Below are 25,747 nucleotides of genomic sequence, written 5' to 3'. Positions count from 1 at the left end.
GCTCTCCGGAGCGTCTCCACAACTCACACGTTTGTGATTTCCGTCTGCCGACTGGCAACGCGACGGTTGTCCACAGTTTCCACAGCCGTTAACACCATGACAAGAAATCTCTGAGATGAAACCCGTCCGATCACCTTTGCGGTGGACAAGTACCGAGACCCGGATGCGGACTGGCAATCTCCGAGGCTGGCACTAGCATGAGAACCCCGAGCCCGCCATCAAGGGGCCCGCTGCAGAGGGAGCGTCCGTGAAGTTCCACGTCAACCGCGATGTGTTCAGCGAAGCCGTGTCGTTCGTGGTCAAGCTCCTGCCTCAGCGCAACCCCCAGCCGATCCTCGCGGGCGTGCTGATCGAGGCATCCGATGAGGGTCTCTCGCTCGCGGCCTTCGACTACGAGGCGTCCGCGCGCACCACGATCGAGGCGACCGTCGACGAGCCGGGCACGATCCTGGTCCACGGCCGGCTGCTCTCCGACATCGCCAGCCGCCTGCCGAACGCGCCGATCCAGATCGAGGTCGACGAGGACGGCGGCATCCTGCTCACGTGCGGCTCGGCCCGCTTCACCCTGGCGTCGATGCCTGTGCAGGAGTACCCCGCGATCCCCGAGGTCACCGGTGACTCCGGCCTCGTGCCCTCCGAGGACTTCGCCACCGCGATCGCACAGGTCGCCTTCGCCGCCTCGCGCGACGATGTGACCCCGGTGCTCACCGGCGTGCAGCTCGAGGTCTCGGGAACGAGCCTGAGCCTCGTCGCCACCGACCGCTACCGCGTCGCCCTCCGCGAGATCCCGTGGGACGGCGGCACTACCGCGAGCGACAAATCGACCACCGCGCTCGTGCCAGCCCGCACGCTGACCGAGGTCGGCAAGACCTTCGCTCACGGCGGCGACATCTCGATCGCGTTCTCGGGGTCTGGCGACCGCGAGATCATCGCGTTCACCGCCGGCAACAAGACCGTGACGTCGCTGCTCATCAAGGGCAATTTCCCGCCGGTGCGTCGCCTCTTCCCCGAGCAGACCGAGCACCACGCGGTCGTCAACACGGCCGAGCTCGCCGAGGCCGTGCGCCGTGTGTCGCTCGTCCTGGACCGTTCGGCCCCGCTGCGGTTCACCTTCACGTCCGACAGCGTGTCGATGGATGCCTCGGGCACCGAGCAGGCTCGCGCCACCGAGTCCGTCGACGCGACGCTGCTGGGCGGCGACGAGGTCACGCTGGGTCTCAACCCGCAGTACCTGCTCGAGTCGCTCGGCGCCGTGAAGAGCGAGTTCGTGCGCATCACGTTCACCTCGAGCGACAACGCGAACAAGCTGAGCCCCGTGCTCATCACGCCGCAGACCTCGGTCGACCGCGCCGGTTCGGACTCGTTCCGCTACCTGCTGCAGCCGAACCTGCTCCTGCGCTGATCAGCCCGTCGTCGGAGCCTGTCATTAGGCTTGTCCGGTGATCGTGGAGCACCTGAGTCTCGTCGACTTCCGCAACTATGCGGCCGCCGACGTCGCACTCGGTCCCGGTCCGAACGTCTTCGTCGGCCGCAACGGCCAGGGCAAGACGAATCTGGCCGAGGCGATCGGCTTCTTCGCGACATTGGGCTCGCATCGGGTCTCCAACGACGCGCCCATGGTGCGTGACGGAGCCGAGGCCGCGATCATCCGCGCCCGACTCGCCCATGGTGAGCGTCGCGTGCAGCTCGAGGCGCAGGTGAACCGGCAGGGTTCCAACAAGGCCCGCGTGAACGGTGCCGCCGTGAAGCCGGCCGAGCTCCCGCGGTACGCGCAGGTGGTGCTGTTCGCCCCCGAAGACCTGCAGATCGTGCGCGGCGATCCCTCCGCGCGCCGGCGCTTCGCCGATCAGCTCCTGGTGCAGCGCGCCCCGCGCATGGCGGGCGTCTTGGCCGACTACGACCGCGTGCTGAAGCAGCGCACGGCGCTCTTGAAGTCCGCGAAGGCCCGCGGTATCCGCGGCGACGCGCTCTCGACCCTCGACGTGTGGGACGACAAGCTCGTCGCGCTCGGCACGCAGCTCATCGCCGCGCGCCTCGCACTCGCCACCGACCTCGCGACTCCGCTCGCCGCCGCGTACACGGCGATCGCCGGCGCCGACCACCATCCCGAGATCGAGTGGGCGCTCTCGGTCGCGGGTGCCGACTCCGATGAAGACGGCGACGCTTCGGGCGCTGCCGCCCCCGCGGATCTGGCGACGGATGCCTCGACCTCCCGCATCGCGGACCTCTTCCGTCATGCGCTCGCGGCGAAGCGCACGTCCGAGCTCGAGCGCGGGCTCACGCTCGTCGGGCCGCATCGCGACGATCTGCTGCTGCGGATCCGCCGGCTTCCGGTCAAGGGCTATGCGTCGCACGGCGAGTCGTGGTCGGTCGCACTCTCGCTGCGGCTCGCGTCGGCCGAACTCCTCCGCGCGGACTCGCGGCTCGGCGACCCTGTGCTCATCCTCGACGACGTCTTCGCCGAGCTCGACACCGACCGCCGCGCGCGGCTCGCGCACCTCGCTGCCGACTACGAGCAGGTCATCGTCACGGCCGCGGTCGAGGGCGACGTCCCCGACGAACTCCGCGCACGCATGGTGCGGGTCGAGGCCGGCCGCATCGTCGGCGCTGTCGACGCGGAGCAGAGCGATGCCTGAGCCCGAGAAGCAGCAGCGGGACGCAGCATCCGTCCCCCCTTCCAAGCCGGCACCGCTCGATCGCACGGCCGTCCCCGAGACGATCTCGACCTACCTGCGGCTGCGCGGGCTCGAGCCGAGTGCCCGCTCGTACCGCAAGCGGCGCCGGCGCACCGAGAACGACGACAACATCCCGTTCGCCCCCGGCCGTGACCCGCGAGGTGTCGGCGACGTGCTCGCCGACCTCACCCGCGAGGCCGGCTGGGACCCGCAGCTCGCGCGCGAAGACGTCGTGCGCGCGTGGGATCAGGTCGCCGGCGAAGACACCGCGAAGCACACCCGGCCCGTCGCGTTCTCGGACGGCACGCTCACCATCCAGGCCGACTCGACCGCGTGGGCGAAGCAGCTCCAGCTGATGCGCGCGCAGATCCTCTCGGAGATCGTCCGCAGGTACCCCGAGGCCGGGGTCGACGCGGTCCGCTTCATCGGGCCGGACGTCCCCTCCTGGAAATGGGGTCCCAGAACCATTCCAGGGCGCGGTCCGCGCGATACCTACGGATAAGCCACGTCGGGAGCCGTCGAGGCGATTTTCCTCCCCTCACAGGGCCGTAGAGCGCTGTGATCGGGCTGTTACCCGATAGACTGTCAGGGCCCGTGTCGAAGGATTTGGAGCCCTCGCGAAGATGACGTCTGACAACCCCGATAACGTTTCCGAGGAACCCGAAACGCCCGCTACGGCTCCCAACGGATCTCCCAGCGACTACGGGGCAGACGCCATCCAGGTGCTCGAGGGCCTCGAGGCGGTCCGCAAGCGCCCCGGTATGTACATCGGCTCGACCGGTGAGCGCGGCCTCCACCACCTGGTGTACGAGATCGTCGACAACTCGGTCGACGAGGCCCTCGCCGGGTACTGCGACACGATCAACGTGACGATCCTGCCCGACGGCGGCATCCGCTGCGTCGACAACGGCCGCGGCATCCCGGTCGACATCCACCGCACCGAGGGCAAGTCGACCGTCGAGGTCGTGCTCACCGTGCTCCACGCCGGCGGCAAGTTCGGCGGCGGCGGGTATGCGGTCTCGGGCGGGCTGCACGGCGTCGGCTCGTCGGTGGTGAACGCGCTGTCGACCCGCCTCGAGGTCGAGGTCAAGCGGCAGGGGCACGTCTGGCGCCAGTCGTACCGCGACGGCGGCCAGCCCCAGGCGCCGCTCGCGAAGGGCGAGCCCACCGAAGAGACCGGGACGATCATCCAGTTCTGGCCCGACGACACCATCTTCGAGTCGGTGAACTTCGACTACGACACGCTGCGCACGCGCTTCCAGCAGACGGCGTTCCTCAACAAGGGCCTGCGCATCACGCTCTCCGACGAGCGGCCCGAGTCGACGTACGTGACGGATGCTGAGGGCGGAGGCTCCGAGGAGCGTCAGCCGTTCGACGACTTCCACTACGAACGCGGTCTCGTCGACTACGTCGAGTACCTCAACAAGGTGCGTCACGCCGACGTCGTGAACGAGGAGATCATCGAGATCGAGTCGGAGGACACGGTCCGCCACATCTCGCTCGAGCTCGCCATGCAGTGGACCTCGAGCTACACCGAGAACGTCTTCACCTTCGCGAACACGATCAACACGCACGAGGGCGGCACGCACGAAGAGGGCTTCCGCGCAGCGCTGACCACGCGCATCAACACCTACGCGCGCGACAAGAACCTCCTCAAGGAGAAGGACGACAACCTCACCGGCGACGACATCCGCGAGGGTCTCACCGCCGTGATCTCGGTCAAGCTCTCCGAGCCGCAGTTCGAGGGCCAGACCAAGACCAAGCTCGGCAACACCGAGGCGAAGGCGTTCGTGCAGAAGGTCGTCGGCGACCAGCTCGCCGACTGGCTCGACCGCAACCCGGTGCAGGCCAAGCGCGTCATCACCAAGGCGATCGACGCCGCGACCGCGCGCATGGCGGCCCGCAAGGCGCGCGAGACCGCGCGCCGCAAGAGCGTCTTCGAGTCCGCGGCGATGCCCGACAAGCTCAAGGACTGCACCAGCAAGGACCCGTCGATCAGCGAGATCTTCCTCGTGGAGGGCGACTCGGCCGGCGGTTCGGCGGTGCAGGGGCGCGACCCGCACACGCAGGCGATCCTGGCGCTGCGCGGCAAGATCCTGAACGTCGAGCGCGCGCGTCTCGACAAGGCGCTCGGCAACCGCGAGGTGCAGGCGATGATCCAGGCCTTCGGCACGGGCATCGGCGAGGACTTCGACATCGACAAGGCGCGGTATCACAAGATCGTGCTGATGGCCGATGCCGACGTCGACGGCCAGCACATCACCACGCTGCTGCTCACCATGCTGTTCCGCTACATGCGCGGACTCATCGAGGCCGGCTTCGTCTACCTCGCGATGCCGCCGCTGTACCGCCTGAAGTGGACCAACTCGGCGCACGAGTACGTGTACTCCGACAAGGAGCGCGATGCGCTGCTCGCGGACGGACTCGCGAACGGCAAGCGGATCCCCAAGGATTCCGGCATCCAGCGCTACAAGGGTCTCGGCGAGATGAACGCCAAGGAACTGTGGGAGACCACGATGGACCACCGCACGCGGACGCTCCGCCAGGTGACCATCGACGACGCGGCCGCCGCGGACGAGATCTTCTCGGTCCTGATGGGCGAGGACGTCGAGTCGCGCCGCACGTTCATCCAGCGCAACGCCAAGGACGTCCGCTTCCTCGACATCTGACGCTCCGTCGCGCTCAGGAACCGGATCACACAGAAGACGAGAAACACGAATGGCCGACGAAGAACGCCCCGACCCGAACGCCGAGCACGACCACGGCCGCATCGACCAAGTCGACCTGCAGCTCGAGATGCAGCGCAGCTACCTCGACTACGCGATGGCCGTCATCATCGGCCGCGCGCTGCCCGACGTGCGCGACGGCCTGAAGCCGGTGCACCGCCGTGTGATCTACGGCATGTACGACGGCGGTTTCCGTCCCGACAAGTCGTTCTCGAAGTGCGCCCGCGTGGTCGGCGAAGTGATGGGTCAGTACCACCCGCACGGCGACTCGGCGATCTACGACGCCCTCGTCCGCCTCGTGCAGCCGTGGTCGTTGCGGTATCCGCTCGCGCAGGGCCAGGGAAACTTCGGCTCGCCCGGCAACATGGGCGCCGCCGCTCCCCGGTACACCGAGACGAAGATGGCTCTGCTCGCGCTCGAGATGGTGCGCGACATCGAGGAAGAGACCGTCGACTTCCACGACAATTACGACGGTCAGACCCAGGAGCCGTCGGTGCTCCCGGCGCGCTTCCCGAACCTGCTGGTCAACGGCTCCGTCGGCATCGCGGTCGGCATGGCGACCAACATCCCGCCGCACAACCTGCGAGAGGTCGCCGCCGGCGCGCTCTGGGCGCTGGAGCACCCCGAGGCGTCGCGCGAAGAGCTGCTCGACGCGCTTCTGGAGCGCATCCCCGGGCCCGACTTCCCGACCGGCGCGCAGATCCTGGGCACCAAGGGCATCCGTGAGGCGTACCGCACCGGCCGCGGGTCGATCACGATGCGCGCGGTCGTCTCGATCGAAGAGATCCAGGGTCGCACCTGCCTCGTCATCACCGAGCTGCCCTACCAGGTCAACCCCGACAACCTCGCGGTGAAGATCGGCGACCTCGCCCGCGACGGCAAGATCACCGGCATCGCCGACATCCGTGACGAGACCTCGGACCGCACCGGTCAGCGCCTCGTGGTGGTGCTGAAGCGCGATGCCGTCGCCAAGGTCGTGCTGAACAATCTGTACAAGCACACCCAGCTGCAGGAGAACTTCGGCGCCAACATGCTGGCGATCGTCGACAACGTGCCGCGCACGCTGTCGCTCGACGGCTTCGTCAGCCTGTGGCTCGAGCACCAGATCGAGGTCATCGTCCGCCGCACCGCCTACCGGCTGCGCGAGGCCGAGAAGCGCATGCACATCCTGCGCGGCTATCTCAAGGCGCTCGACGCACTCGACGAGGTCATCGCCCTCATCCGTCGCTCGCCGACGGCCCAGGAGGCGAACGAGGGTCTGCAGAGCCTCCTCGACATCGACGACGTGCAGGCCGACGCGATCCTCGGACTGCAGCTGCGCCGGCTCGCCGCCCTCGAGCGCCAGAAGATCATCGACGAGGCCACTGAGCTCGAGGCCAAGATCGCCGACTTCAAGGACATCCTGGCTACGCCGCAGCGCCAGCGCGACATCATCCGCGACGAGCTCACCGCGATCGTCGACAAGTTCGGCGACGAGCGGCGCACCCACATCCTCCACGGGTTCGACGGCGACATGTCGATGGAAGACCTGATCCCCGAGGAGGAGATGGTCATCTCGGTCACGCGCGACGGGTACATCAAGCGCACCCGCAGCGACAACTACCGTCAGCAGCACCGCGGTGGCAAGGGCGTCAAGGGCGCACAGCTGCGCGCCGACGACGTGGTCGAGCACTTCTTCGTCACGACGACGCACCACTGGCTGCTGTTCTTCACGAACAAGGGCCGCGTCTACCGCTCGAAGGCGTACGAGGTGCCCGAGGCTGGGCGCGACGCCAAGGGCCAGCACGTCGCGAACCTGCTCGCGCTGCAGCCCGACGAGGAGATCGCGCAGATCCTCGACATCCGCGACTACTCGGTCGCGACCTACCTCGTGCTCGCGACCCGCAGCGGCCTGGTCAAGAAGACACGCCTCACCGAGTACGACACCAACCGCCAGGGCGGCATCATCGCCATCAAGATCCGGGGGCAGGTCCCCGAGGAGGGCGAGGAGGCCGAGGCCGGTCCCGAGGACGAGGTCGTCAGCGCGCTGCTCGTCGACGAGGGCGACGACATCCTCCTCATCAGCCGCCACGGCATGTCGCTGCGCTTCTCGGCGACCGATTCGGCACTGCGCCCGATGGGTCGCTCGACCTCGGGCGTGAAGGGCATGGACTTCCGCGCCGGTGACAGTCTGCTCTCGGCATCGGTCGCGACCGACGACGGGTACGTCTTCGTGGTGACCGAGGGCGGGTATGCGAAGCGGACCGCGGTCGACCAGTACCGCGTGCAGAATCGCGGCGGACTGGGCATCAAGGTGGCCAAGCTGAGCGAGGATCGCGGCGACCTCGCGGGCGGTCTGATCGTCTCCGAGGACGACGAGGTCTTGGTGGTTCTTGCCAGCGGCAAGGTGGTACGCTCTGCCGTGGCCGAGGTCCCCGCCAAGGGCAGAGACACGATGGGTGTCGTGTTCGCCCGCTCCAGCGACGACGATCGCATCATCGCGATCGCGCGCAACGGCGAACGGGGTCTCGCAGAAGAATCCGAGGATGCAGCCGCCGACGGCGCCGACGCGGCACCGTCGTCCGAGAACCCCCCGACTGACAGCCTCGGAACGGATGCCTCGCCCCAGACCCCCGAAGAGAGCACTGACGCATGAGCACGGTAGCCGACAAGCTCGCCAAGAAATCGAGTCACAAGACCAGCGCGAAGCAGGTGCGCCTGCGCCTGGTGTACGTGGACTTCTGGTCCGCAGTGAAGCTGTCCTTCCTCGCCGCGATCGCCATCGCGGTGGTGACGGTCGTCGCCTTCGTGATGATCTACCTCGTCGTGAGCACGACGGGCCTGATCGGCAAGGCCGACGAGTTCTTCTCGAGCTTCTCCGACGGCAGCATCCTGCTGTCGCAGTTCGTGAACTTCCCGCAGGTCCTCGCCTTCGCGGCCGTCGTCGCCATCCTGAACCTCGTGGTCGTGACGGTGCTCGGCGCCGTGATCGCGGGCATCTACAACCTCGCGGTCAAGGTGACCGGCGGCCTGCTGGTCGGCTTCACCTCGAACTGACGCACCACGCCGAGCGCCGGCATCCGTGATTCGATTCCGGATGCCGGCGCTCGGCGTTTGCGCGTCAGACGACCGTGGTCCCGAGCAGCGTGCCGATGAGCCACGTCGCGACGAGGGCCAGCGCGCCGCCGATGACGAGGCGGATCGCCGCCCGCCCCTTCGGAGCGCCGCCGAGGTGAGCCGAGACCGTGCCCGTGACGGCCAGGGCGACGAGCACCGCCACGAAGGTGACGGGCACGCGCCACTCGGGCGGCGGGAGCAGGATCGCCAGGAACGGCAGCAGCGCGCCGAGCGTGAACGAGACGGCTGACGAGATCGCCGCGTGCCACGGGTTCACGAGGTCGTCCTGGTCGATGTGCAGCTCGACCTCGAGATGCGCCGACAGCGCGTCGTGCGCCGTGAGCTCGAGCGCGACCTGACGCGCCGTCGCGTCGGTCAGCCCGCGGTCGCGGTAGAGCTGGGTGAGCTCCTCGAGCTCCGCCTCGGGCATGTCGCGCAGTTCGCCGCGCTCCTTGGCGATCAGCGCCCGCTCGGAGTCGCGCTGACTGCTCACCGAGACGTACTCGCCGAGCGCCATCGAGATCGCGCCGCCGACGAGACCGGCGATGCCGGCCGTGAACAGCGCCCCGGTGTCGGTCGTCGCTCCCGCGACGCCGACGACGAGCGCCGCGACCGACACGATGCCGTCGTTCGCGCCGAGAACGCCGGCCCGCAGCCAGTTCAGCCGCTCCCCCAGCCGTACGCCGTGCGGCTCACCGGGGTGGGAAGTCTCCGTCACGACCCCAGTCAACCAGCCCGATTCGGAGATTCGCGATTCGTCGGGTAAAGTCTTGGAGGTTGCGGAGCGCAGTTTCCGCAGTCACACGGGGCTATAGCTCAGGCGGTTAGAGCGCTTCACTGATAATGAAGAGGTCCCAGGTTCAAGTCCTGGTAGCCCCACCGTAAGCCCCGGGGCCTTAGCTCAGTTGGTAGAGCGCCTGCTTTGCAAGCAGGATGTCAGGAGTTCGAATCTCCTAGGCTCCACAGACACGAAGCCGGTCCCGAGAGGGACCGGCTTCTGCGTTCTCCGGCGGGCACCCTCGCGGTTAGGGTGAAGCATGGACCTGCGCGTCGCGGCGTACGCGGTGATCGTGGACGAACACGACCGTCTTCTGCTTGCGCACTGGAACGAGGGCCGACGCGCCGCGTGGACGATGCCCGGCGGCGGCCTCGAGCCCGGAGAGGATCCCGAGAGCGCAGCGCGCCGTGAGGTCAGGGAAGAGACAGGGTACCGGGTCGAACTCGACGGCCTCCTCGGCATCCACTCGCGCGTGATCCCTCCCGGGCGCAGGCTCAAGCCCGGCGCGGACGTCCCCCTTCACACGCTGCGCATCGTCTACCGCGCCCGCATCACGGGCGGCAAGCTCCGCAACGAGACCCACGGGTCGACGGATCGTGCCGAGTGGTTCGCGCTGGCCGAGGTCCGCACGCTGCAGCGCGTCAAGCTCGTCGACATCGCCCTCGAGATGGCGGGAATCGAACTGCCGCAGGCCGAATGACAGGAATGGATGCCGTCAGTCGACGGGCTGCGAGATGTCGGCGACCGTCGCACCGTACGCCGCGATGAGCGCGTCCGCGTCGACGAACATGCTGTACCCGTGGGCGCCCGCGCCCATCGCGATGCGCTGACCCACGATCGCACTGTCGGCGTAGATCGGCCAGTCGTGCGTGCTGCCGAGCGGCACGATGGTGCCGCGCTCGTACCCGGTCGCTGCCAGCGCCCGTGCGGGATCCGGCAGCTGGAGCTTGTTGACGCGCACGACGGCGCGGAGCTTGGGCCACGAGATCGCGCGGTCACCAGGGATCAGCGCGAACAGGTAGGTGTCGTCGCTGCGCTTGACGACGAGCGTCTTCACGATGCCCGACGGCGGGATGCCGAGGATCGTGGCAGCCTCCGGCAGGCTGTTCGCCGCCGGACGCTCCCGGATCTCGACCTCGAGGCCGCGCTCGGCAGCCGCCGCGCGCACGCGGTCGACGCCGGTCAGAGCCTCACCCGTGGTGGGCTCAGGCATCCGGTGCGCGCAGCGGGTCGTCCGCGACCCACAGCTCGTCGTCGGCGCGCAGCGTCTGCCATGCGGCATACAGCACGCCGACCGCGGCGGCGACGCCGAGGATGATGGCGATGACGCCGCCGGCGCCGATGCCCTTCTTCGCCGGGACCGGCGCGGCCTTCGCCCACGACGAAGGGACGCTGAACCCGCGTCCGGCGGCGAGGTGCGAGCGCTGCTCGTTCGCGGCGTCCCACACCGACAGCGCGGAGCCGACCACGGCACCCGCCGCGGGGATGACCGTGCTGTTCACGACCTTCTTGCCCTTGTCGACGTAGGGGGCGGCGTACTTGTCGTAGCCCGCCTGCACCTGCGGCTTGACCTGCTCACGGCCGTAGTGGCCGAGCTGACGGCTCGCTTCGCGAGCGACGGTCGCGGCCTCCCCGACCAGAACCTGCTGGGCCTCCCAGAGGTTTCCGGCCTGCTTCTGCAGCTTCTCGAGTTCCTTCTTGCGCTTGCGGCTGAGGCTCACGGCTTGCCCTCCCTGTTGTGGGGATGTCGGTCTCTTCATCTTGCCAGACCACCGCGCAGACGGGAGGGGTTGCAGGGAACTCTGAGACAATGTAGAAATGCCGCTTCACACTGCTGTCGCAACGATCCACACCAACTACGGCGACATCGTCGTCAACCTGTTCGGCGACCAGGCTCCTCGCACCGTGCAGAACTTCATCGGCCTGTCCGACGGTTCGCAGGCGTGGACGCACCCGGCGACCGGCAAGCCGGGCGAAGGCCCGCTGTACAAGGACGTCATCTTCCACCGCATCATCTCGGGCTTCATGATCCAGGGCGGCGACCCGCTCGGTCAGGGCGTGGGTGGCCCGGGTTACAACTTCAACGACGAGATCAACGGTGAGCTCACCTTCACCGCCCCCTACAAGCTCGCTATGGCGAACGCGGGCCTGCGTCGCAACGCCATCACCGGCCAGCCCGAGGGCACCAACGGCTCGCAGTTCTTCATCACGGTCCCCGGCCAAGGCGGCCGCGGCCCGGAGTGGCTGCAGGGCAAGCACACCATCTTCGGCGAGGTCGTCGACGACGCCTCGAAGGCCGTCGTCGACACGATCGCCGAGGTGCCGACGGCCGCCGGCGACCGCCCGGTCGAGCCCGTCGTCATCGAGTCGATCGACATCGCTGCGGTCTGAGCGCACGCGCAACCTGGCCCGGGGCGGCGACCGCCGTCCCGGGCCGACCGCATCCCTGAGCCCAGGCGAGACAGAGACGGAGCCCGCGTGAGCACGCAGGACTTCCAGCGCAACCGGGACAACTTCTGTTACCGGCATCCCGACCGGCAGAGCTTCGTGCTCTGCCAGCGGTGTCTGCGCACGATCTGCCCGGAGTGCCAGACGCCCGGCGCCGTCGGGGTCATCTGCCCCGAGTGCCTCCGCGACCAGCAGAAGGCGCAGTCGCCCGCGCAGAAGAAGGCCGAGCGCCGCTGGTCGCGGCCGCGTGCGATGTCGGCGTCGTCCGGCCGGCCGATCGTGACGTACTCGATCATCGCGATCACCGCGTTCGTCTACCTGCTCACCCTCATCCCCGGCGTCGGCGCCGCCATCCAGGACGCACTCACCTTCTGGGCGCCGCTGCTCTACCCCGAGTTCCGCGGCACCTTCCAGCCCTGGCGTCTGCTCACGGTCGCGCTCGTGCACTCGGGCATCTGGCATGTGGGACTCAACATGCTCGCCCTGTGGATGATCGGGCGCAGCCTCGAACCTCTCCTCGGCCGCTGGCGGTTCCTCACGCTCTATCTCCTGAGCGCGCTCGGCGGATCGGTCGCCGTCACGCTGCTGTCGTTCACGACGCCCGTGGTCGGGGCATCCGGAGCCATCTTCGGTCTCTTCGGCGCGCTCCTCGTGATCGGCCGGCACATCGGCGCGAACATCGCCGGCATCGCGCTGGTGCTCGGGATCAACCTCGTGATCGGGTTCGTCCCCGGATTCAACGTGTCGTGGCAGGCGCACGTCGGAGGGCTCGTCGTAGGCCTCCTGGTCGCTTTCATCTACACCCGCACGCGCGCCGTCCGTCAGCGCGGGCTGCAGATCGGACTGCTCGTCGCCGTCGGCGCGGGACTCGTCGCGCTGTTGTTCGTCCCGGTGTTCGCGCCCGGCCTCGTCATCCTCTGAACAGAGTTATCCACAGGCTCATCCACACCCTGGGGAGAATCACACCGGTGTAATTCACAGGTGTTAACAGAGTTGTTAACAACTCCGGATCAGCCGGATTCGCCGCCTCCATGCATGGAAAAACCCCGGTCGTCATAGACCGGGGTCTCTCTTTCGAAGTTGTCGCTACCGCCAGCGCGTCGTCATCAGGAAGCCGATGAAGGCGATGCCGAAGCCGATCACGAGGTTCCACGGACCGATGTCGGGGATCGGGAACTGCATGCCGCTCAGGTAGAAGACGAGGATCCACACCAGACCGAGGAGCATCAGTCCGATCATGATCGGCTTGAACCACACCGGGTTAGGTGCGGCTTCGCCTTCTGCGCGCTCGACGAGCGAGTCGTCGTCTTTGCCGGGTCGTGCCATGGAGAAGAGTCTAACTGCCAGGCAGGCCACAGCCCGCGCTGATTAGACTCCACCTGTGGATGACGCGCTGCCGAGCCCGAGGGGCGCCGCCCGCACGGATCGAGTCCCGCGCCGGCGCACGTCTGTCGTCGGCGTCATCGGCGAGATCCTCATCACCGCCGGCATCGTCGTCCTCCTCTACGTCGTGTGGCAGCTGTGGGTGGGCGACCTCATCTACGGCGCCGAACGCAACGCCGAAGGCACCGAGCTGTCGCAGGAGTGGCAGGCGCAGTACGAGGAGCAGACTCCCGCCGCTGCGCCGACGGAAGATCCCGGCGTCACTCCCGATGCCGAGCCCGTGACCACCGCTCCGCCGGTGATCGCCGAGCCCGCCGATGCGCAGACGTTCGGCGTCATGCGCATCCCTCGCTTCGGAGCGGACTACGCCGTGCAGATGGCGGGCGGCGTGACGCGCGCCCGCACCCTCGACCCGATCGGCATCGGCCACTACCCCGGCACCAAGATGCCGGGCGAGGCGGGCAACTTCGCCCTCGCCGCGCATCGCACCACGTGGGGCAAGCCGTTCAACCGCATCGCCGAGCTGCACGTCGGCGACGCGATCGTCGTCGAGACGCAGGAGGGCTGGTACACCTACCGCTTCCGTACGCTCGAATACGTCACGCCGAACGAGGTGGAGGTGCTCCTGCCCGTGCCGCAGCAGATGGACGTTCCCGCCGGTACCGCGTACATCACGCTGACGAGCTGCAGCCCGATGTACGCGATGACCGAGCGCATCGTCGCGTACGGGGTGTTCGAGTCGTTCACCCCGCGCTCCGCCGGCGAGCCGGCCTCCCTCCAGGCGGTGGCCTGATGTACGCCGGGCTCTGGCGCATCCTCCCCGGCCCGTGGTGGGTCCGGGTGCTGATCCTCTGCGTGCTGATCGCGGCGGTGCTGTACGGCCTCCTCTTCTACGCGTTCCCGTGGGTGAGCCAGTTCGTGAACCCGCAGGAAGTCACCGTCACGCTTCCCGCCGCCCCCGTCTCGACGCCGCTGTCGTGACCGCCGCCGCGTCGTCGGCGCCCATCCTCGTCGTCGACAACCACGACAGCTTCGTGCACACCCTCATCGGGTACCTGCACGAGCTGGGTGCCGACACCGACCTCGTCGAAGCCGACGCCCTCGCCGATCCCGAACGCGACATCGCGGGCCGACGCGGTGTGCTGGTCTCCCCCGGGCCGGGCACCCCCGCCGACGCCGGTGCGTCGATCGGCGTGGTCCGTGCGGCGGCGGCGCGCAGCATCCCACTTCTCGGTGTGTGTCTCGGTCACCAGGCGATCGGCGAGGCGTTCGGCGCCACGGTCGATCACGCGCCGGAGCTCATGCACGGCATGACGTCGCTCGTGCACCACGACTCCTCCCCCCTCTACGCGGGGCTGCCCGACCCGTTCACGGCGACCCGGTACCACTCGCTCGCGATCGTTCCCGACACGCTCCCCGATGAACTCGTGGTCACGAGCCGCACGGCGAGCGGCGTCATCATGGGCGTCGCGCACCGCACCGCACCCATCGCGGGCGTGCAGTTCCACCCCGAGAGCGTGCTCACCGAGGGCGGCTACCGCCTGCTCGGCAACTGGCTCGCGTCGATCGGATACACGGATGCCGCGGCCCGCGGTGCTGCGCTGAGCCCGCGTCGCTGACGTCCTGGCGCAGCGAACCGCCGGGTCAGGCGCCCGTGCAGTACGTCAGGGTGATCTCGGAGTGCACCGCGACGTCGCCGGGAGTCAGGGACTGGGACGTGACGGTGGGCGGAGTCGAGCCCGCGCAGTTCGGATCCTCTGTCGGGATCACGGTGAGCCCGAGGTCCTCGAGCTGCCGTGTCGCCGCATCGACGGTGTAGCCGCGCACGTCGTTGATGGCCACACGACCGGAGGCCACCACGAGGTTCACCATCGTGCCGGTGGGCACGCTCGCCCCGTCCACGGGGTCGCTCGAGATGACCGTCCCCTCGGCGAGGTCCTTGTCGTTCTGCTGCGTGATGGTGCCCAGCTGCAGGCCGGCGCCGGTGATGGCGGAGGTCGCAGCATCCTGTCCCAATCCGCTGAGCGTGGGAACCGTCGACATCTGCTGCCCGGTCGACACGTAGACCTTCACCTCCTGTTCGGGGGTGACGGAGGTGCCCGCCTCGGGATCGGTGCGGATGACGTTGCCCTCGGCGACGTCGGTGCTCTCCTCGTCGACGCGGATCGCGCGCAGGTCGGACTCGGCCAGGGTGTCGTTCGCCCGTTCGTACGTCATGCCCGACACGTCCGGCACCTCGCGGACGTTGCCCGGGAGCTCGTCGCGCGGCTGGATCGTGAGCACCCAGAACAGCAGCGAGATGAGCAGCACCGCGAGAAGGGCGACGCCCGCCCAGATCCACGCGACCGGCGGACCCGCCTGCGTGCGCTTCATCGTGGTGTCGGTGCTGAGCTGACGCAGCGACCGCGCGGTCTCGGCGGCCTGCCGAGGATTGGGCCCGTACAGCTCGCTCGAAAGGGCGCCGACCTGGCGCTTCGACGGCTGGCGACCGTCGACGGTCGCATCGAGCGCCTCACGGAAGCCCGCGGCGTCCTGGTAGCGCTGGAACGGGTCCTTCGCGAGGGCGCGGAGGGCCACCGTGTCGAGCGCTCGGGGAACGGTGTCGTTCACCTCGGACGGCGGCACCGGCGCCTCGCTGACGTGCTGGTAGGCGACCGCGACCGGCGACTCGCCGCGGAAAGGCTGGCGACCGGTCAGGAGCTCGTACAGCACGACGCCCGTCGAGTAGACGTCGGCACGCGCGTCGACGGGCTCGCCCTTCGCCTGCTCGGGCGAGAAGTACGCGGCGGTGCCGAGGATCTGCGTCGTCTCGGCGACCGTCGACGACGAGTCCGATACGGCCCGGGCGATGCCGAAGTCCATCACCTTGACCTGGCCGGCATCCGTCACCATGACGTTGCCGGGCTTGATGTCGCGATGCACCACACCCGCGCGATGCGAGTACTCGAGCGCCTCGAGGATGCCGTCGACGTAGCGGACGGCATCCGTCACGGGAACCGGGCCCGCGGCGATGATCTCTTTGAGCAGGCGCCCCTTGACGAGCTCCATCACGATGAACGGGACCGGGCGCACGGTGCCGTCGGGCGACGTCAGCGAGTCCTCGCCGGCGTCGTACACCCGCACGATCGTCGGGTGCGCCATGCGGGAGGCCGCCTGCGCTTCGAGGCGGAACCGGGTGCGGAACGCGTTGTCGTCGGCGAGCTCGCGGTCGAGGATCTTGATCGCGACCTCGCGGCCGAGCGTGAGGTCGTATCCGCGGTAGACGCTCGCCATACCGCCCCGGCCGATCGGCTCATCGATGCGATAGCGCCCCGAAAGCACGCGCGGCTCAGCTGTCACGGTCACTCCCTGCCTGGAACATCAGCCACACTAGCCGAGCCCGAGCGGGTCGCACGTGTCGTACGACCCGCTCGGAGGACTCACTCAGCCAAGCTCACGGGGTGGGCGTCGGGGTCGGGGCGGGAGCCTCGATCAGCACCGTCGCCTCGCCGGAGGCGCCCGACGTGCGGTTGCCCGCCGTGCCGCCGCTGCAGGTGACGGTGTACGTGACGATCACGGTCTGGCCGGCCGCGTCGCCCGCGGTCACCGTCGCGTTGCGCGCGTTCTGCGGGAAGTTCGGGCCGTCGGCGATCGTGCCGTTCTGCACCGTGAAGGTGTACGCGCTGACCGAGCCGGTGCCTGACGGGCAGGTGTACCCGTCCCACATCACGGTCAGGGTGCCGCCGGGCTCGACCGTCGCAGGCGAACCCTGGAACGTCGGGTTCGACGGCGTCGGCATCGGGGTCTGACCGGCGTACGCCGTCAGCTGGATGATCGTTCCCTTGGGCACGTTGCCGGTCGGCGAGACGCTGTAGATCTTGCCGACGCTGTCCTCGTCGGGCGCGGCGTTGCCCTCCTGGCAGCTCGCGCCGAGGCCGAGGGCGTCGAGCGCGGCCGACGCGGTGGCGCAGTCCTGCCCGACATAGTCGTCTGCGACGACGTTCGCCGTGGTGGGCGTCGGAGTCGGCGTATCGGTCGGCGTCGGGGCCGGCGCCGTGGTCGTGGTCTTCGTCGGGTCGGGCTCGGGCGAGCCGGAGTTCGCGACGACGGCCCAGACCGTTCCGATCAGCACGAGCAGCAGCAGGGCGATCAGCGCGATGAGCGGCCACGTCCAGGGGCTGCGCTTCTTCTTCTCGGGCGTCGCTTCGGCGTCCTCCTCGCCCGGGGCGGGCATGAGTCGGGTCGCCGACGAGGTGTCGGAGCCGGAGGTGAGCAGCTGGGTCGCCGCGTCGCCCGCGAGGGCGGCGGCGCCGGCGATCGCGGGGACGGCCGCCGCAGCAGCCGCGACATCGCCGCGGCGGAGCGCGGTGGCCGCGCGTGCGACGGCTGCCGCCGACGCGGGGCGCTCCTCGGGCTTCTTGGCGATCATCGCCATGACGAGGTTCTGCACGGGGACGGCGACCGTCGCCGGCAGCGGCGGCGGCTGCTCGTTGATCTGCGCCATCGCGATCGCGACCTGCGACTCGCCGGTGAAGGGGCGCTTGCCCGCGAGGCACTCGTACGCGACGATGCCGAGCGAGTAGATGTCGGTCGCCGGCGATGCCGGGTGCCCGGACGCCTGTTCGGGCGATAGGTACTGCACCGTGCCCATGACCTGGCCGGTGGCCGTCAGGGGCACCTGGTCGGCGATGCGGGCGATGCCGAAGTCGGTGATCTTCACGCGCCCGTCGGGCGTGATCAGCAGGTTGCCCGGCTTGATGTCGCGGTGCACGAGACCCGCAGCATGCGCCGCCTGCAGGGCCGCCGACGTCTGGGCGACGATGTCGAGCGTCTTGTCGGTCGACAGGGATCCGTCGCGCTCGAGGATCGTCGACAGCGCCTCGCCGGGGACGAGCTCCATCACGAGGAAGGCGCTGCCGTTCTCCTCGCCGTAGTCGAACACGCTGGCGATGCCCTCGTGGTTGACGAGCGCCGCGTGGCGGGCCTCGGCGCGGAAGCGTTCCAGGAAGCCCGGATCGCCCATGTACTCGTCTTTGAGGATCTTGATGGCGACAGTTCGTCCGATGACGTGGTCTGTCGCCTCCCAGACCTCGCCCATGCCGCCGATCGCTATACGCGAATCGAGTTCGTATCGGCCGCCGAAGGTCACGCCCTGCGTCGGTCTCATCGTCCCAGCACCGCCTCCATGACCTTCTTCGCGATAGGAGCGGCGATGGTGTTGCCGCTGCCCGATTGTCCTTGCCTGCCGCCGTCCTCGACGACCACGGCGACGGCGACCTCGGGGTTGGCTGCAGGTGCGAACCCGGTGAACCAGAGCGTGTACGGCTCGTTGCCCGTGTTCTCCGCGGTTCCCGTCTTTCCGGCCACGTCGACCCCGTCTATTCTTGCACCCGACGCAGCACCGTCACTGACATTGGCGACCATCATGCGCACCAGTTCGTCCGCCAGTCCGGTGTCGAGTGCCCGCCCGAATTCGCTGTCGTCGAAGGTCTTCTGCACTGACAGGTCCGGGCCGATCACACGGTCCACCATCCGCGGGTTCATGACGATCCCGCCGTTCGCGATGCCGGCCGACACCATCGCCATCTGCAGCGGCGTCGCCGTGACCTGACCCTGGCCGAATCCGCTGAGCGCGGTCTGCGCGTCGTCCTGGATCGTGCGCGGGTAGCCCGACGGCGTCGACACGAGCGGCAGCTCGAACGACTGGTTGAAGCCGTACTTCTCAGCCTCGTCGCGGATCGCGGTGTCGCCGAGCTCGACGGCGAGCTCCGCGAACGGGATGTTGCAGCTCAGCCGCAGCGCGTCGGCGAGCGAGACCGTCTCGCCCGGCCCGCACGTGCCGCCGCTGGCGTTGTGCACGATGCTCGACGACTGCGGCAGCTGATACGTCGCCGGGTTCGGCAGCTGCGAGTCCGGCGTGTAGTCCCCTGTCGCCAGCGCGGCCGACGCGGTGACGAGCTTGAACGTCGATCCCGGCGGGTTGAGGTCGCCGGCGATCGCGCGGTTCGACAGCGGCTTGGCGGGATCGGCGACGAGCGCGTCGTACGCGGCGTTCACCTCGCCCGTGGCGTGCGAAGCCAGCACGTTCGTGTCGTAGCTCGGGCTCGTCACCATCGCGAGCACGCGGCCCGTCGACGGCTCGATCGCGATGACGCCGCCCTGCAGGTCGCCCAGCGCCTCGAACGCCGCGCGCTGCACGTCGGCGTCGAGTGACAGCACGACGTTCGACCCGCGCGGGGGCTGCCCGGTGAAGATGCGCTCCAGGCGCGACAGGAACTGCGACCCCGCCGTGCCGCTGAGCTCCTGGTTCATGGCCTGTTCGATGCCCGTCCGCGAGTTCAGGGCGGGATTGAAGTACCCGGTGACGGGCGCCCACATCGCAGCATCCGTGTACACCCGCTGCCAGCTGTACAGATCGCCGGACGGAACCGACGACGCGATGGCGGATCCGTCCGCGATGATCGAGCCGCGCTGCACCTCGTAGGAGTCGTACAGGACGCGACGGTTCGCCTCGTTCGCGGCGAGTTCGTCCGCCTGGATCACCTGGATCCAGCTCGTCGACGCGAACAGCGCGAGGAACATGATCAGCATCAGGATGCTGAGCCGTCTGAGCTCCTTCGTCATGTCAGCCGATCACCACCCTCGGCCGGCTGCGGACGGCGTCCGAGATGCGCAGCAGCAGGGCGACGATGATCCAGTTCGCGACGAGCGACGAACCGCCCGCCGCGAGGAACGGCGTGGTGAGGCCGGTGAGCGGGATGAGGCGCGTGACGCCGCCCACCATGATGAACACCTGCAGGGCGATCGTGAACGACAGGCCCGTCGCGAGGAGCTTGCCGAAGTCGTCCTGCCCGGCGAGGCCGATGCGGATTCCCCGGCTCGTGAACACCATGTAGAGGCACAGGATCGCGAAGACGCCGATCAGGCCGAGCTCTTCACCGAGGGCCGGGAGGATGTAGTCGCTCTCGGCGACCGGCGTGAGATACGGCCGGCCCTGCCCGAGACCGGTGCCGATGAGCCCGCCCTGCGCCATGCCGAAGATGCCGTTGACCAGCTGGAAGCTGGGGCCGTCCATGCGGTCGGGGTTGAACGCGTCGAGCCAGTTCGAGAAGCGGTCGCCGACGTACGGCAGGATCCGCGACGCGAGGAACGCGCCCGACACCGCGAGCACGACACCGATGAGCACCCAGCTGGTCTTGCCGGTGGCGACGTAGAGCATCGCCACGAACATGCCGAAGATGAGCACGCCGGTGCCGAGGTCGCGCTGCAGCACGATGATGCCGAGCGACACCAGCCAGATCACCAGCAGCGGCCCGAGTTCGCGGGCGCGCGGCCAGGTCATGCCGAGGAAGCGGGTGCCCGTCGAGGTCAGGCTCTCGCGCGTACGGACGAGGTACCCGGCGAAAAAGATGGCGAGGGCGATCTTCGCGAGCTCACCGGGCTGGAACGTGAAGATGCCGAGGTCGACCCACACGTCGGCGTTGCCGCCGCCGCTGAGGCCCGGGATCACCGGCAGGATGAGCAGCACGATGCCGACGAGGCCGAAGATGTACGTGTACCGGAACAGCACGCGGTAGTTCTTGAGGAACATCACCACGAGGATCCCGGCGACCAGGGCGATCGCCGCCCACGCGAGCTGCCGGGTCGAGAACGCATCCCACCCGTGGCGGTCGCGGTACAGGTCGAGCCGGTAGATCATCGCGAGGCCGAGTCCTGTCAACAGCGTCGCGATCGGCACCACGAAGGGGTCGGCCGAGCGGGCGCGCAGGCGCAGCAGGATGTGCAGCGCGATCACGAGGGCGGTGAGCCCGCCGCAGTAGACCAGGAACGTCCAGTCGATGACGCCCTGGGCGCCCAGCTGCACGAGCGCGATCGCCGAGCCGTTGATCGCGAACGCGAAGATCAGCAGCACCAGCTCGCGGTTGCGCTGCGTCTGCGGCACGCGGATGCGGCGCAGCGCCCGCACCACCGCGGTGTCGGTCGAGACCGCATCGGTGGGCGTACTCGTGGATGCGCTCATCCGCCGCCTCCCGCCAGCTGGCTGATTCCCGACACGATCTGCCGCGCGTGCGACAGCGAGTTCGCCGAGATGGTCTGCTCCACCGTCGCACGGGCGAACTGCGAGAGCGAATCGAGCGGGATCTCGGTGTCTTCGAAGGGGGTCGACAGCGAGATCGGCCCGATGCTCTGCTGCACGCCCTGGTAGATGACGACGGTGTCCTCGTCGGCGCCGACGTAGTAGCGCGTCTGGGTCCACTGGTAGCCGATCCACGCGGCCCCGACGAGGAGCACGAGCACCAGCGCCACGCCCGCGATCCAGCCGATGCGGCGCCGCCGGGCGCGACGGCGGTCCTCCTCGATGAGCTCCTCGAGGAACTCGGGCGCCGGCTCGAAGTGCGTGGGCTCGTTCGCCGCCTGGCGGTTCGGGTGCAGCCAGCTCGAGCGGCGCGGCGCGGCAGCGGGCACCTCGACGCCGACCGGGTTCGACGCGGAGCCCACGATCGTGGGCGTGCCTGAGAAGAGCGGATGCTGCCCGCCGACGTCGACGATGACGATCGTGACGTTGTCGGGCGCGCCGCCGTCGAGCGCCTGTTTCAGCAGGGTGTCGGCGGTGCGGCCGGGAGCGAGTCCCTGCCCCATCGCCTTGGAGGTGTGGGGGTCGTCGACCACGCCCGACAGGCCGTCCGAGCACAGCAGCCACCGGTCGCCGGGCTGCGTCGGCATGATGAACGTGTCGAGCTCGGGATCGGTGTCCATGTCGCCGAGCACGCGCATGAGCACCGAGCGACGCGGGTGGTAGCGCGCCTCCTCGGGCGTGATGCGGCCCGAGTCGACGAGGCGCTGCACGAACGTGTGGTCGGTGGTGATCTGGGTGAGGGCGCCGTCGCGGTACAGGTAGATGCGCGAGTCGCCGATGTGGGCGATGACGGCGTAGTCGTCGACCATGATCAGCGCGCTGACCGTGGTGCCCATGCCGGCGAGCTCCGGCCGCGCGCCGACGGTGTCGATCAGGTCGACGGCGGCGTCCGAGATGGCGTCGCGGAGCGCCCGCTCCGCCTCCGCGGTCGAGTCGAACGGCCGGTCGAGCCCCTCCAGGCGCGAGATCGCGAGGCTCGACGCGACGTCGCCGCCCGCGTGACCGCCCATGCCGTCGGCGACGACGAACAGGTTCGAGCCGGCGTACCCCGAGTCCTGGTTGTTGGAGCGCACCTTGCCGGTGTGCGAGATCGCGGCGCTCGAGCCCTGGAAGACCATATGCGAGGGGTCCGCCCGCTACTTCCGCAGCTCGAACGTCGTCGCGCCGACCTTGATCGGGGCGCCGAGGTTCACGGGGACCGGTGCGGTCACGCGGGCACCGTCGTGCCAGGTGCCGTTCGTCGAGTCGAGATCCTGGATCATCCACTGGTCGCCCCACAGCACGAGGCGCGCATGGTGGCTCGACGTGTAGTCGTCGCGGATCACGAGGCCCGACTCGCTCGAGCGGCCGATCGTGAGCGGCTCGTTCCCGAGCGGCAGCTCGAGCCCGGTCTTCGGTCCGCTCGTGATGACGATGCGCGACGCGGTGGCGGTGGTCGCGGGTCCGGTCGGCTTCGCCGCGGGTGCCTGGGCGACCGGCGCGACCGGTGCGGTGACGGACGACGCGGCGGAGGGAGCGGATGCCGCGGACCCGGCAGCTGCGGCGGCCGCAGCATCCGGCATCCGCCTCACCTTCACGCCGAAGAGGTCGGCGCGCAGCGAATAGACCACGGCGAAGACGAACGCCCACAGCAGCACCAGGAATCCGATGCGCAGCAGCAGCAGGGTGAGCTCGCTCATGCCAGCGGGCCCCTCTCGTGCGCGTCGAACGCCCGGGTGGCATCGTCGACGGATGCTGCGGCCCGCGGCGCGCTCGCCTGCGCGACGACGCGGAACACGATGTCGGTGCGGCCGATCCGCACGGTCGAGTCGGGGGGGAGCGCCGCCTCGGACACCTTGCGGCCGTCGAGCATGGTGCCGTTGGTCGAGCCGAGGTCGCGCACCATGGCCCGCTCGCCGTCCCACAGGATCTCGACGTGCTTGCGGCTGGTGCCGGAGTCGGCGACAGTGATGTCGGCGTCGCTGCCGCGGCCGATGACCGTGCGCGACTTCGTCAGCGGGATGCGGCGGCCTTCGACGTCGACGACGCCGCGCCACGACACGCGGCCGCCCTGGGCGGTCGACGACTCGACACGGAGCGTGCCGGTCGAGACCTCGTCGTCGCGGCGGATCGCGATCGTCACGGGGCCCGCGAACGAGTAGCCCTGCGCCTTGGCGTGCGCGTGCACGAGCGTGTCGAGCTCGTGCAGCAGCGCGTCGCCGAGCGCCGAGACGCGGTCGTCGTCGGCCGGCGACAGGCGCACCGTGAACGTGTTCGGTGCCAGGATGCGGTCGCGGCTCACGACGGCCGCCTTCTTGTCGAGTTCGCTGCGCAGGGCTGAGGCGATCTCGACAGGCTGGATGCCGCTGCGGAAGGTCTTGGCGAACGCGCTGTTGACTGCGCGCTCCAGACCTTTCTCGAAGCTGTCAAGTAGTCCCACGGAGCTCCTCTAGAGGGGGGTGCCGGTTGCTACATGCTAATTGCACAGGCTGTACCCGTCATGGATCGCGCCCCCGAGCAGGTGAGTTCGGAAGGGGCCGCGACGCATGATATCCTCGGGAAGTTGAGTTTCGCGGGATCTCCGGATCCCGTGGCTCGCGCGAGTGGCGGAATAGGCAGACGCGCTGGCTTCAGGTGCCAGTGCCCGAAAGGGCGTGGGGGTTCAACTCCCCCCTCGCGCACAGCGCAGAAGAGGACTCCCGAGAGGGAGTCCTCTTCTTTTTGTATTTCTCCCGCGCGGGAGGCTCAGATGCCGTCGAGCGCCGGCGGAAGCGTGAACACGATCTCTTCGATCTCGCGGCCGACGCCGGGCGCGTAATCGACGTTGCGCGACACCTCGGTGAAGCCGACCTTGGTGAGCACGGCGATCGAGGCGGCGTTGTGGGCGGCGGCGCGGGCGAACAGCGGGCGGATGGGCTCGCGCGAGACCAGCAGCCGCAGCGCCTGGGTGGCGACGCCCCGCCCCCACGCGTGCCGCGCGATCCAGTAGGTGACCTCGCGGTCGCCGTCGACGGTGAAGGATGCTGCGGTCCCGGCGAATCCGCCGTTCTCGGTGACGACGAACGACAGAACGCCGGGCGAGGCGAGCTCGCGCGCGACCCAGGCATCGAATGCGGCCCGGTCGTCCGGGTCCTCCGCCGTGAACGCGGCCATGGCGATCGCCTCGCGGTCGCGCATCATCTCGAAGATGGCGTCGAGGTCGTCTTCGTCGACGGGGCGCAGCTCGATGTGGTTCACGGTCTCACGGTAGCCGCGGCATCCCCCACCGAGAAGGGCGGGGTCAGTTCAGGCCGTGGATGCTGCGCAGCAGGGTCTCGGCGCGGTCGGCGTCGCGGGCACGGAAGGCGTCGCGGAACTCTTCGTAGGCGGCGGTGCGCCCGATGGGGCACTCGATGAACGGCTGCCAGCCGACCATGTCGCGCCGGATCGCGAACTCGTACTCGCGCACGAACTGCTGGAGGGCGAAGTTGCCGCTCGCGCGCGTGACGACCGAGAAGAAGGCGTGGCTCACCACGGCGAGGGCTGCGGGCTCGTTGTCGCGCGAGGCTGCGATCACGTCGTCGAGACGCTCCAGTGCCAGCTCGAGGGAGTCCGCGTCGGCCCGTGCCGATGCCATGCGCACCGCGAGGCCCATGTTGTAGGCGACGAGCTCTATCGTGTCGTTCTGCTGGTTGGGGTGCGACACCCGCGTGTAGCGGTGAGGCGACACCTCGACCAGGCCGGCGCGCTCCAGCCGCTGCAGCGCCTCGCGCACCGGGGTGCGGGAGACGCCGAGCCACTCCGCCAGTTCCTGGTCGCGCAGACGCTCGCCCGGGGCCAGCCGCCCGTCGAGGATCGCCTCGCCCAGGTGCGCGTACACCTCGTCCCCGAGCACGGCGCGGCTCGGCTCGAGAGGCACGAAGGGGGCGGTCATAAGTGGCACCAGTGTACGCCGGAGGATTCATCTGCATAGACCCTCGGATACCGGTGAGCGGGACGTTCGCGAGCGCCGGTGAAGTCCTTCGAGAACAAGCGCAAACGCTGAGGATCTGCACTCGCTCTTGCGGTGATATATCGGTACGATGATGCCTGTCCACGTTACGACGTGGCCTATCCGGGGGGATCCGTCGACGCCCGGGCTTTCGAGCCAAGCTCAGCCCGGGCGGACGATGGCCCCTGTGGTCCACCGGTTGCTGTGCAACATTTGTGTCACCTTCACAACTGGGTCTCGCCGCATGCCCGCTGTTTCACTACGTTGGATGCAATCGCCGCAATCGCGGTGAGATCAACGAAGAACGGCAAGTAATGAGCACGCAGGGCACCGTCAAGTGGTTCAACTCGGAAAAGGGCTTCGGCTTCATCGCTCCCGATGAGGGTGGCGCAGACGTCTTCGCGCACTACAGCGCGATCGAGTCGAGCGGTTACCGCTCCCTCGAGGAGAACCAGCGCGTCGAGTTCGAGATCGCGCAGGGACCCAAGGGCCTCCAGGCCGAGAACATCCGCCCGCTCTGAGCGGCGGACCGATCGCTTCACCGCGGTCGAAGTCGCGGTATCCCGATTCCCACGG

The 25,747-nt window shown here is 68.9% G+C and carries 26 protein-coding genes and 3 tRNA genes; 16 read left to right on the top strand and 13 right to left on the bottom strand.

Annotation, left to right across the window (positions count from 1 at the left end):
• The first annotated feature begins 247 nt into the window (after positions 1 to 247).
• The 6 genes from dnaN (at position 248) to ACFC1I_RS07040 (ending at position 8,437) form a co-directional block, all read left to right on the top strand.
• On the top strand, positions 248 to 1,402 hold the full coding sequence (gene dnaN / locus ACFC1I_RS07065) for a DNA polymerase III subunit beta (RefSeq protein WP_376007392.1): 1,155 nt from the start codon (positions 248 to 250) through the stop codon (positions 1,400 to 1,402).
• A gap of 37 nt (positions 1,403 to 1,439) precedes the next feature.
• On the top strand, positions 1,440 to 2,636 hold the full coding sequence (recF, locus tag ACFC1I_RS07060; protein ID WP_376007390.1) for a DNA replication/repair protein RecF: 1,197 nt from the start codon (positions 1,440 to 1,442) through the stop codon (positions 2,634 to 2,636).
• A complete protein-coding gene (locus tag ACFC1I_RS07055) occupies positions 2,629 to 3,177 on the top strand; it encodes a DUF721 domain-containing protein (RefSeq protein WP_376007388.1) in 549 nt (182 codons plus the stop codon). Before recF ends, ACFC1I_RS07055 begins: the two co-directional genes overlap by 8 nt.
• A 121-nt stretch (positions 3,178 to 3,298) precedes the next feature.
• Positions 3,299 to 5,344: a DNA topoisomerase (ATP-hydrolyzing) subunit B gene (gyrB, locus tag ACFC1I_RS07050; RefSeq protein WP_376007386.1), complete on the top strand. Its 2,046-nt coding sequence runs from the start codon at positions 3,299 to 3,301 to the stop codon at positions 5,342 to 5,344.
• Positions 5,345 to 5,393: 49 nt separating this feature from the next.
• Positions 5,394 to 8,036, top strand: a complete 2,643-nt coding sequence (gene gyrA, locus ACFC1I_RS07045; RefSeq protein ID WP_376007384.1) for a DNA gyrase subunit A — start codon at positions 5,394 to 5,396, stop codon at positions 8,034 to 8,036.
• Positions 8,033 to 8,437 (top strand): DUF3566 domain-containing protein, encoded by a 405-nt coding sequence (locus ACFC1I_RS07040; protein WP_376007382.1) that lies wholly within the window; start codon positions 8,033 to 8,035, stop codon positions 8,435 to 8,437. Before gyrA ends, ACFC1I_RS07040 begins: the two co-directional genes overlap by 4 nt.
• 64 nt (positions 8,438 to 8,501) lie before the next feature.
• On the opposite strand, the gene ACFC1I_RS07035 is transcribed toward ACFC1I_RS07040, so the two are convergent.
• Positions 8,502 to 9,227, bottom strand: coding sequence for a VIT family protein (locus ACFC1I_RS07035; RefSeq protein WP_376007380.1), 726 nt, complete (start codon positions 9,225 to 9,227; stop codon positions 8,502 to 8,504).
• A gap of 75 nt (positions 9,228 to 9,302) precedes the next feature.
• Between ACFC1I_RS07035 and ACFC1I_RS07030 the strand changes: the two genes are divergently transcribed.
• The 3 genes from ACFC1I_RS07030 to ACFC1I_RS07020 all read left to right on the top strand — a co-directional run bounded on the left by ACFC1I_RS07030 (position 9,303) and on the right by ACFC1I_RS07020 (position 9,975).
• A tRNA-Ile gene (locus tag ACFC1I_RS07030) sits at positions 9,303 to 9,376 on the top strand.
• A gap of 11 nt (positions 9,377 to 9,387) precedes the next feature.
• Positions 9,388 to 9,460 (top strand) — tRNA-Ala (locus tag ACFC1I_RS07025).
• A gap of 74 nt (positions 9,461 to 9,534) precedes the next feature.
• Positions 9,535 to 9,975: an NUDIX hydrolase gene (locus tag ACFC1I_RS07020; RefSeq protein ID WP_376007378.1), complete on the top strand. Its 441-nt coding sequence runs from the start codon at positions 9,535 to 9,537 to the stop codon at positions 9,973 to 9,975.
• A 15-nt stretch (positions 9,976 to 9,990) separates the two neighbouring features.
• On the opposite strand, the gene ACFC1I_RS07015 is transcribed toward ACFC1I_RS07020, so the two are convergent.
• Positions 9,991 to 10,488 carry an aminoacyl-tRNA deacylase gene (locus ACFC1I_RS07015; protein ID WP_376007376.1) on the bottom strand — a complete coding sequence of 166 codons (498 nt, stop codon included), beginning with the start codon at positions 10,486 to 10,488 and terminating at the stop codon, positions 9,991 to 9,993.
• Positions 10,481 to 10,996 carry a DNA helicase gene (locus ACFC1I_RS07010; protein WP_376007374.1) on the bottom strand — a complete coding sequence of 172 codons (516 nt, stop codon included), beginning with the start codon at positions 10,994 to 10,996 and terminating at the stop codon, positions 10,481 to 10,483. Before ACFC1I_RS07010 ends, ACFC1I_RS07015 begins: the two co-directional genes overlap by 8 nt.
• Before the next feature lie 97 nt (positions 10,997 to 11,093).
• On the opposite strand from ACFC1I_RS07010, the gene ACFC1I_RS07005 reads away from it, so the two are divergent.
• Both ACFC1I_RS07005 and ACFC1I_RS07000 read left to right on the top strand, forming a co-directional pair.
• Complete coding sequence (locus tag ACFC1I_RS07005) at positions 11,094 to 11,666, top strand: peptidylprolyl isomerase (protein ID WP_376007372.1); 573 nt, start codon at positions 11,094 to 11,096, stop codon at positions 11,664 to 11,666.
• Between the two features lie 87 nt (positions 11,667 to 11,753).
• Positions 11,754 to 12,644, top strand: a complete 891-nt coding sequence (locus ACFC1I_RS07000; RefSeq protein ID WP_376007370.1) for a rhomboid family intramembrane serine protease — start codon at positions 11,754 to 11,756, stop codon at positions 12,642 to 12,644.
• Between the two features lie 165 nt (positions 12,645 to 12,809).
• Here the strand turns inward: ACFC1I_RS07000 and ACFC1I_RS06995 are convergent, their stop codons facing one another.
• Positions 12,810 to 13,049 (bottom strand): cell division protein CrgA, encoded by a 240-nt coding sequence (locus tag ACFC1I_RS06995; RefSeq protein WP_376007368.1) that lies wholly within the window; start codon positions 13,047 to 13,049, stop codon positions 12,810 to 12,812.
• Positions 13,050 to 13,104: 55 nt separating this feature from the next.
• On the opposite strand from ACFC1I_RS06995, the gene ACFC1I_RS06990 reads away from it, so the two are divergent.
• From ACFC1I_RS06990 to ACFC1I_RS06980, 3 genes are read left to right on the top strand one after another with little or no spacing between them, the layout of a single operon-like run.
• Entirely contained in the window at positions 13,105 to 13,899 is a 795-nt protein-coding gene (locus ACFC1I_RS06990; protein WP_376007366.1) for a class E sortase, read from the top strand.
• Positions 13,899 to 14,087 (top strand): hypothetical protein, encoded by a 189-nt coding sequence (locus ACFC1I_RS06985; RefSeq protein ID WP_376007364.1) that lies wholly within the window; start codon positions 13,899 to 13,901, stop codon positions 14,085 to 14,087. Before ACFC1I_RS06990 ends, ACFC1I_RS06985 begins: the two co-directional genes overlap by 1 nt.
• Positions 14,084 to 14,725, top strand: coding sequence for an anthranilate synthase component II (locus ACFC1I_RS06980; RefSeq protein WP_376007362.1), 642 nt, complete (start codon positions 14,084 to 14,086; stop codon positions 14,723 to 14,725). Before ACFC1I_RS06985 ends, ACFC1I_RS06980 begins: the two co-directional genes overlap by 4 nt.
• 25 nt (positions 14,726 to 14,750) lie before the next feature.
• Here ACFC1I_RS06980 and pknB read toward each other — a convergent pair whose 3' ends face one another.
• From pknB to ACFC1I_RS06945, 7 genes are all read right to left on the bottom strand, one after another.
• Complete coding sequence (gene pknB / locus ACFC1I_RS06975; protein WP_376007360.1) at positions 14,751 to 16,445, bottom strand: Stk1 family PASTA domain-containing Ser/Thr kinase; 1,695 nt, start codon at positions 16,443 to 16,445, stop codon at positions 14,751 to 14,753.
• 94 nt (positions 16,446 to 16,539) lie between these two features.
• Positions 16,540 to 18,252 (bottom strand): serine/threonine protein kinase, encoded by a 1,713-nt coding sequence (locus ACFC1I_RS06970; RefSeq protein ID WP_376007359.1) that lies wholly within the window; start codon positions 18,250 to 18,252, stop codon positions 16,540 to 16,542.
• Positions 18,249 to 19,709 carry a peptidoglycan D,D-transpeptidase FtsI family protein gene (locus ACFC1I_RS06965; protein ID WP_376007357.1) on the bottom strand — a complete coding sequence of 487 codons (1,461 nt, stop codon included), beginning with the start codon at positions 19,707 to 19,709 and terminating at the stop codon, positions 18,249 to 18,251. Before ACFC1I_RS06965 ends, ACFC1I_RS06970 begins: the two co-directional genes overlap by 4 nt.
• Position 19,710: 1 nt before the next feature.
• A complete protein-coding gene (locus ACFC1I_RS06960; RefSeq protein ID WP_376007355.1) occupies positions 19,711 to 21,105 on the bottom strand; it encodes an FtsW/RodA/SpoVE family cell cycle protein in 1,395 nt (464 codons plus the stop codon).
• Positions 21,102 to 22,340 carry a PP2C family protein-serine/threonine phosphatase gene (locus ACFC1I_RS06955; protein ID WP_376007353.1) on the bottom strand — a complete coding sequence of 413 codons (1,239 nt, stop codon included), beginning with the start codon at positions 22,338 to 22,340 and terminating at the stop codon, positions 21,102 to 21,104. Before ACFC1I_RS06955 ends, ACFC1I_RS06960 begins: the two co-directional genes overlap by 4 nt.
• Positions 22,341 to 22,358: 18 nt before the next feature.
• Positions 22,359 to 22,901: an FHA domain-containing protein gene (locus tag ACFC1I_RS06950; RefSeq protein WP_376007351.1), complete on the bottom strand. Its 543-nt coding sequence runs from the start codon at positions 22,899 to 22,901 to the stop codon at positions 22,359 to 22,361.
• Positions 22,898 to 23,641: an FhaA domain-containing protein gene (locus tag ACFC1I_RS06945; protein ID WP_376007349.1), complete on the bottom strand. Its 744-nt coding sequence runs from the start codon at positions 23,639 to 23,641 to the stop codon at positions 22,898 to 22,900. The genes ACFC1I_RS06950 and ACFC1I_RS06945 overlap by 4 nt, the downstream gene beginning before the upstream one ends.
• A 157-nt stretch (positions 23,642 to 23,798) precedes the next feature.
• On the opposite strand from ACFC1I_RS06945, the gene ACFC1I_RS06940 reads away from it, so the two are divergent.
• A tRNA-Leu gene (locus ACFC1I_RS06940) sits at positions 23,799 to 23,882 on the top strand.
• A gap of 64 nt (positions 23,883 to 23,946) precedes the next feature.
• On the opposite strand, the gene ACFC1I_RS06935 is transcribed toward ACFC1I_RS06940, so the two are convergent.
• Positions 23,947 to 24,438, bottom strand: coding sequence for a GNAT family N-acetyltransferase (locus ACFC1I_RS06935; protein WP_376007347.1), 492 nt, complete (start codon positions 24,436 to 24,438; stop codon positions 23,947 to 23,949).
• Positions 24,439 to 24,481: 43 nt separating this feature from the next.
• Entirely contained in the window at positions 24,482 to 25,114 is a 633-nt protein-coding gene (locus ACFC1I_RS06930) for a GntR family transcriptional regulator (protein WP_376007345.1), read from the bottom strand.
• 371 nt (positions 25,115 to 25,485) lie between these two features.
• Between ACFC1I_RS06930 and ACFC1I_RS06925 the strand changes: the two genes are divergently transcribed.
• The gene (locus tag ACFC1I_RS06925; RefSeq protein ID WP_045302013.1) at positions 25,486 to 25,692 is read left to right on the top strand and encodes a cold-shock protein; all 207 of its coding nucleotides are present in this window, start codon (positions 25,486 to 25,488) and stop codon (positions 25,690 to 25,692) included.
• Positions 25,693 to 25,747: the final 55 nt, after the last annotated feature.

Source organism: Microbacterium sp. NPDC056044, assembly GCF_042267145.1.
GTDB lineage: Bacteria > Actinomycetota > Actinomycetes > Actinomycetales > Microbacteriaceae > Microbacterium.
This window is presented reverse-complemented; position numbering and strand designations above follow the sequence as displayed.